The 6,924-nt window shown below is 72.7% G+C and carries 4 protein-coding genes; 1 reads left to right on the top strand and 3 read right to left on the bottom strand.

What is annotated here, in order from left to right; genetic code table 11:
* Positions 1 to 87 precede the first annotated feature (87 nt).
* On the bottom strand, positions 88 to 2,328 hold the full coding sequence (locus AB0316_RS20900; protein WP_366275182.1) for an ATP-dependent DNA helicase: 2,241 nt from the start codon (positions 2,326 to 2,328) through the stop codon (positions 88 to 90).
* A 103-nt stretch (positions 2,329 to 2,431) separates the two neighbouring features.
* Between AB0316_RS20900 and AB0316_RS20895 the strand changes: the two genes are divergently transcribed.
* Positions 2,432 to 4,135 (top strand): formate--tetrahydrofolate ligase, encoded by a 1,704-nt coding sequence (locus AB0316_RS20895; protein WP_366275180.1) that lies wholly within the window; start codon positions 2,432 to 2,434, stop codon positions 4,133 to 4,135.
* Between the two features lie 39 nt (positions 4,136 to 4,174).
* Here AB0316_RS20895 and AB0316_RS20890 read toward each other — a convergent pair whose 3' ends face one another.
* The gene (locus AB0316_RS20890; RefSeq protein WP_366275179.1) at positions 4,175 to 5,287 is read right to left on the bottom strand and encodes a GNAT family N-acetyltransferase; all 1,113 of its coding nucleotides are present in this window, start codon (positions 5,285 to 5,287) and stop codon (positions 4,175 to 4,177) included.
* Between the two features lie 76 nt (positions 5,288 to 5,363).
* The gene (gene hflX / locus AB0316_RS20885; RefSeq protein ID WP_366275177.1) at positions 5,364 to 6,863 is read right to left on the bottom strand and encodes a GTPase HflX; all 1,500 of its coding nucleotides are present in this window, start codon (positions 6,861 to 6,863) and stop codon (positions 5,364 to 5,366) included.
* Positions 6,864 to 6,924: the final 61 nt, after the last annotated feature.

Here is a 6,924-nt window from a genome sequence, read left to right as displayed (position 1 = left end):
AGGCACGAAGCCAGTCAGTCGAAGGGTCACACCCACAGCCGTCAGCCACAGCCCAGCACGATCAGGCTGCAGAAGCGATCCTCACAGTCAGTCGAAGAGCGCGCCCGAGGCGATGCGGAGGCCGAGCTGCTCGACGCGCGCCGCGATGACGGGCTCGGGCAGCTCGAAGTGGTCGACGAGCTCCTCGAGCTGCATGCCGGACTCGGCCGCGTCGCGCAGCTCCTCGTCCTGCTCGTCGGTCCAGGCGTGCCCCGAGGTGACCGCGCTGCGCGACGACGCCGGGGCCGGCGGAGGGTCGGCCACCGGTCGCGGGTGCTCCGTGCCGTCGGGCTCGGTCCTGGCCCCGGTGAGCGAGCGCAGCGCCGGCTCCTCGACCTCGACCGGCGGGGGCGCGATGGCGTCGAGCCGGGCAAGCGCGCCGAGCACCATCTTCTTGTCGGTCGTCGGGTAGAAGGGCGGCAGCGAGCGCTGGAGGAAGCCGGCATACCTCGCCGTCATCATCCGGGAGTCGAGGAAGGCGACGACGCCACGGTCGTCGGCGCGGCGCACGAGGCGCCCGGCGCCCTGCGCCAGTCGCAGCGCGGCGTGCGTGGCCGAGACCGCCATGAAGCCGTTGCCGCCCATCCGCGCGATGGCCTGCGACCGCGCGGAGGCGAGCGGGTCGTCGGGGCGCGGGAACGGGATGCGGTCGATGATGACGAGCTGGCACGACGAGCCGGGGACGTCGACGCCCTGCCACAAGGTGAGGGTGCCGAAGAGGCAGGTGCGCGGGTCGCGCGCGAACTGGCGCACGAGCGTCGTGATCTGGTCCTCGCCCTGGCACAGGACCGGGATGTCGTCGCCGAAGCGGGCGCGCATGATCTCGGCTGCCGTCTGCGCGGCGCGCATCGAGGAGAAGAGGCCCAGGGTGCGGCCACCGGCCGCCCGGATCAGCTCCTCGATCTCGTCGAGGGTGTCGTCGCCGGCGCCGTCGCGCCCGGGCGGCGGCAGGTGCGCGGCGACGTAGGCGATGGCCTGCTTCGGGTAGTCGAAGGGGCTGCCGACGTCGAGCCCCTGCCACTTCGGGGCGCCTTCGCCGCGCAGGCCCATGGTGCCGGCGACGGAGTCGAAGGTGCCGCCGAGCTCGAGCGTCGCCGAGGTGAGGACCACGGTGCGCTCGTCGAAGACCTTGTCGCGCACGAGCATCGCGACGCTCATCGGGGCCACGCGGAGGACGGGGCCGCGGCGCTGGTCGCGGCTGAGCCACACGACGTCGAGCTCGCGCTCCTCGAGGATGCGCTCGGCGTTCTCGTGGATCTCGTCGACCGCGGCGCGCGCGACCTGGCGGGCCCCGTCGGCCTCCTGGCCGGGCGGCGGCTTGAGGTCGCTCTGCACGGCGCGGGCGGTGTCGCGGATGCGCGCCAGGGCGAGCCCGACCGAGTCGGGGATGCCGAGCATCCGGCCCTCCTCGAGCGGTTCGAGCGCCTGGGCGAGCAGCTCGCCCGCCTCGTCGAGCGGGGCGGTGTTCTCCGACATCCGGCCGGCCTTCTTGGCCGCGCTCATCACCATGGTGCCGGTGAGCTCGTCGGTGATGGTGGCCGTGACCCGGTCGACGAGCTCGTGGGCCTCGTCGACGACGAGCACGTCGTGCTCGGGGAGCATCTGCCTGCCCTCGAACGAGTCGATGGCCATGAAGGAGTGGTTCGTGACGATGACGTCAACGTCCTTGGCCGCCTCTCGCGCGCGCTCGACGAAGCATTCGGTCACGAGCGGGCACTTGCTGCCCAGGCACTCGTGCGCCGACACGGAGACCTGCCGCCAGGCGCGCTCGGAGACGCCCGGGACGAGCTCGTCGCGGTCGCCCGAGTCGGTGGTGGAGGCCCACTCCCGCAGCCGCAGGACCTCCTGGCCGAGGCGTCCGACGGAGGCGTCGACCTGCCCGACGGACAGCAGGACGTCGTCCTCGTCCGGGATGCCGCCCTCGAGCTTGTTGAGGCAGACGTAGTTGCGCCGGCCCTTGACGAGCGCGTAGGTGGGGCGACGGCCGAGGACGGGCGCCAGCGCGTCGGCGACCCGCGGCATGTCGCGGTCGACGATCTGCGCCTGCAGCGCCAGCGTCGCCGTCGCGACGACGGCCGGCTTGCCGGCCTCGAAGGCGTGGGCGACGGCCGGCACGAGGTAGGCGAGGGACTTGCCGGTGCCGGTGCCGGCCTGCACGAGAAGGTGCTCCCCCTCGTCGATGGCGTGCGCCACGGCGTGGGCCATCTGGACCTGCCCGGGACGCGTCGCACCCGCCACCCCCGACACCGCGGCGTTGAGGAGGTCGTCGAGCGCGGGTCGCCTGGCCATTGGGTCAGCGTATGCCGCCGCGCGAGGGCCGCGCTCCCGTGGTCCCCGGCCCTGTGGACCGATTGCGCGGGCGCGATGCCGCATACGGGAGTTGTATCGGGACATGAGCACTCCCCTGCCCTCCGACCTCGAGATCGCGCACGCGGCGACCCTGCGCCCGCTCGCCGAGGTCGCAGCCGATCTCGGCGTCGGCCCGGACCACCTCGAGCCCTACGGCCGTGACGTCGCCAAGATCGACCTGGCCGTGCTCGACGAGCCCGTCACACGGCCGCCGGCCAAGTACGTCGTCGTCACGGCGGTCACGCCGACCCCGCTCGGCGAGGGCAAGACGACGACCTCCGTCGGCCTGGCCCAGGCCCTGCAGCGGCTCGGCAAGCGCGCGGTCGTGGCCCTGCGGCAGCCGTCCATGGGGCCGACCTTCGGCATCAAGGGCGGCGCGGCGGGCGGTGGCCTCAGCCAGGTCGTGCCGATGGAGCGGCTCAACCTGCACCTCACCGGCGACTTCCACGCCGTCACGGCCGCGCACAACCTGCTGGCCGCGATGATCGACAACCACCTGCACCACGGCAACGCCCTGGGCATCGACGTCCGCAACATCACCTGGCGGCGGGTCCTCGACGTCAACGACCGGGCCCTGCGCAACGTCGTCGTCGGGCTGGGTGCACGGCAGGACGGTGTGCCCCGCGAGACCGGCTTCGACATCACGGCCGCCAGTGAGGTCATGGTGCTGCTCACCCTCGCGACCTCGCTGCGAGACCTGCGCGAGCGCCTCGGCCGCATCGTCGTCGGCTACACGACGCAGGGCCGGAGCGTCACCGCCGAGGACCTGCACGCCGCCGGCGCGATGGCCGTGATCCTCGCCGACGCCCTCAAGCCCAACCTGCTCCAGACCCTCGAGGGCGGGCCGGCCATCATCCACTGCGGACCGTTCGGCAACATCGCGACCGGCACCTCGTCGGTGACGGCCGACCTGATCGCCATGCGCGGCAGCGACTACGCCATCACCGAGGCGGGCTTCGGCGCCGACATGGGCGCCGAGCGCTTCTTCGACGTCAAGTGCCGGGTCAGCGGGCTCAAGCCCGACGTCGCCGTCGTCGTCGCGACCGTGCGCGCCCTCAAGACCCACTCCGGCAGGTATGCCGTCAGCGCCGGCAAGCCGCTGCCCGCGGGGCTGCTCGAGGAGCGGCCCGAGGACGTGGAGGCCGGCCTGGCCAACCTGCGCAAGCACGTCGAGATCGTCCGCCGGTTCGGGGTGCAGCCCGTCGTGGCCGTCAACGCCTTCCCGCAGGATCACCCGAGCGAGCACGCCGTGATCCGCCGGTTCTGCAACCGGCTCGGGGTCCGGTCTGCCGTGACGAGGCATGTCGCCGAGGGAGGGGCCGGGGCGCTCGAGCTGGCTCAGGTGGTCATCGAGGCCGCGCACGAGCCGACGAGCTTCGAGTTCCTCTACCCCCTGGACCTGCCGCTCGAGCAGAAGATCGAGGCCATCGCCACCCAGGTCTACGGGGCGGACGGCATCGACCTCAGCCCTGCCGCCGCGCGGGCGCTGCAGGACTACGAGCGGCTCGGCTACGGCGGGCTGCCCGTCGTCATCGCCAAGACCCACCTGTCGATCTCGTCGGACCCCTCGCTGCGGGGTGCGCCTCGCGGCTGGCGCCTGCCGGTGCGCCAGGTGCGTGCCGCCGTCGGCGCCGGCTACGTCTATGCCGTCTGCGGTGACATGCGCACGATGCCGGGGCTGTCGAGCTCGCCGAATGCCGAGCGGATCGACCTCGCGGAGGACGGCTCGATCACGGGACTGTCCTGAGACGCCTGCCTGACCGTCGGCCGGCGTGCTCGGTGCGGGTCAGTCGAGTGGCCGGCCGTCGAGTCGGCGAGCCATCGCGACGTCGTCCCGGAAGTCGGTGGCGGTCAGCCGCAGGCCGCGTGGCAGCCGGCCGACCTCGGTCCAGCCGGCCTTGGCGTAGAACGCCCCGAGCCCGAGGCCGCCGCGGTAGTCGAGCCGGAGCAGCTCCACGCCGGTCAGCTCTCGCCGGGCGATGCCCACCATGCCCCCGAGCAGGATGTGCCCGAGGTTGCGTCCGCGTGCAGCCGGGTCGACCATGAGCCGCTTGAGCCAGGCGACGTGCTCGTAGGGGAAGCCGAGCGAGTGCTGCCAGAAGCCGAGCCCGCGCAGCGGGCCATCGGGGTCGCGCAGCACGCACAGCACCGACCGGCCGCCGCGTGCGTCGTCGAGGTGCCGGTCGAGCGCCGCACCGACGTCCTGGCGCGAGGCACCGGGCAGGAAGCCCACCGCCCCGCCCGCGTCGTTCACTCTCACCCAGAGGTCGACGAGCTCCTCCCGCAGCGGCTCCCCCACCTCGGCCGCCGTCACCGGCTCGACCCGAGGGGCCTCGAAGTACGCCATCGGCTTGCCGTCCGGCTCGTCCCGCATCGGGCGCACCCCGACCTGGACCAGCCCGGCCGCGGCCGCCGTGCGCAGCGACGCGGTGTTGACCTCGTCCACCATGGCGGTCACGAGGGCCTCCGGGCGGTGCTCGACGGTCCAGGCGACGAGCGCCCTGGAGATCTCGCGACCGAGGCCGCCCCCGAGCCGGTCGTGCGCCAGGCGGTAGTAGAGGTTGAGCGCGGCGTGGTCCGAGTCCTTGTGCCTCACCCCGGCCCACCCGATGACCTCGCCCGACACCCGATCGGCGACGGCGGCATACCCCAGCCCGTCGCGCTCCCAGTCGGTCAGGTCGTCCGTGAGGCGCTCACGGCAGCGCTCGGCACTCGGCATGCTCGAGGGCGCGTGCGCGTACGTGCGGGGATCGGTGTGCAGGCGCACGTAGTCGTCGAGGTCGTCGGGTCGAGGGCGGCGCAGCACGACGCGACGCGTCGTCAGCCACACGTCGCCGGGTGTGCCCAGGCCTTCCCCTGCCATCACCGGGGCCGGCGAGTCCGCGTCCATGACGTCCATGCGGTCATCCTCACCCATCCCACCGACAGTGGAGGGAGGGCCCCGGTGTCCGGGGCCCTCCCTCCACTGCTGTCGTTCAGCTGGCGACGACGGCGTATGCGGCGAGGTCGGGCTCCAGGGTCGGAGTGACCTTCGCGCGCAGCCGGGTCCCCTCGGCCACGTGCTCGCTCTCGAGGATCTCGCCCTCCTGGTGCAGGCGTGAGACGAGATCACCGCGGTCGTAGGGCACGAGCACCTCGACCTCGACGTCCGGCTTCGGCAGCTCCTCGTCGATGAGGGCGCGCAGCTCGTCGATGCCGGCGCCGGTGCGGGCCGAGACCGTGATGCAGTGCCGCTCGTGACGGCGGAGGCGGTCGAGCACCTCCGGGTCGGCGATGTCGGCCTTGTTGACGACGATGATCTCCTTGATCTGGTCGCCGCCGACCTCGGCGAGCACCTCACGGACCGCGCTGATCTGCCCCTCGGGGTCCGGGTGCGACCCGTCGACGACGTGCAGCAGCAGGTCAGAGTCGGCGACCTCCTCCAGCGTCGACCGGAAGGCCTCGACGAGCTGGTGCGGCAGGCTGCGGACGAAACCGACGGTGTCGGCGAGCGTGTAGATGCGGCCGTCGGCCGTCTCGGTGCGCCGCACCGTCGGGTCCAGGGTGGCGAAGAGCTGGTTCTCGACGAGCACGCCGGCGCCGGTGAGGCGGTTGAGCAGCGAGCTCTTGCCGGCGTTGGTGTAGCCGGCGATCGCCACGGACGGCACCCCACCGGCGTGGCGCGAATGGCGGCGCGTGTCGCGGCTGGTCTTCATGCCCTTGATGTCGCGGCGCAGCTTGGCGATGCGCGTGTTGATGCGACGACGGTCGAGCTCGATCTTCGTCTCACCGGGTCCACGCGAACCGATGCCCTCACCGCCGGCCACACGGCCACCGGCCTGCCGGGACATCGACTCACCCCAACCACGCAGGCGCGGCAGGAGGTACTGCAGCTGGGCGAGCTCGACCTGGGCGCGGCCCTCACGGCTCTTGGCGTGCTGGGCGAAGATGTCGAGGATCAGCGCGGTCCGGTCGATGACCTTGACCTTGACGACGTCCTCGAGCGCGCGGCGCTGGCTGGGGGCGAGCTCGCCGTCGCAGATGACGGTGTCGGCGCCCTCCGCGACGACGATGTCGCGCAGCTCCAGGGCCTTGCCCTTGCCGAGCCAGGTGGCGGGATCGGGCCGCTGCCGGCGCTGGATGACGCCCTCGAGCACGGTCGAGCCGGCGGTCTCGGCGAGGGCCGCGAGCTCGCGGATGGAGTTCTCGGCGTCTGCGGCGCTGCCGTCGGTCCAGACGCCGGCGAGGACGACACGCTCGAGCCGCAGCTGGCGGTACTCGACCTCGGTGATGTCCTCGAGCTCGGTCGAGAGGCCGTGGACGCGCCGCAGCGCTGCACGCTCCTCGCGGTCGAGCTGGTCGCCGTCGTAGAGGGCGACCGCGCCGTCGAACCCGTCCGCCTCTGCTGCGAGGGCCTCGGCGCGGGTGGCGAAGAGGTCCTGGTCGCGCCCGGCCCGGGCGGTGTCGCTGGTGCGCTTCATGTGGTTGCTGGTCATGTTCTCCTTATCGTCCCACTGGTCCAACGCCACGAGCCACTCGTTTGTGCCCACCGGAGGC

Source organism: Terrabacter sp. NPDC080008, from assembly GCF_040702505.1.
Lineage (GTDB): Bacteria > Actinomycetota > Actinomycetes > Actinomycetales > Dermatophilaceae > Terrabacter.
Note: the sequence above shows the minus strand (reverse complement) of the source record. Positions and strands in the feature narration are given on the sequence as shown.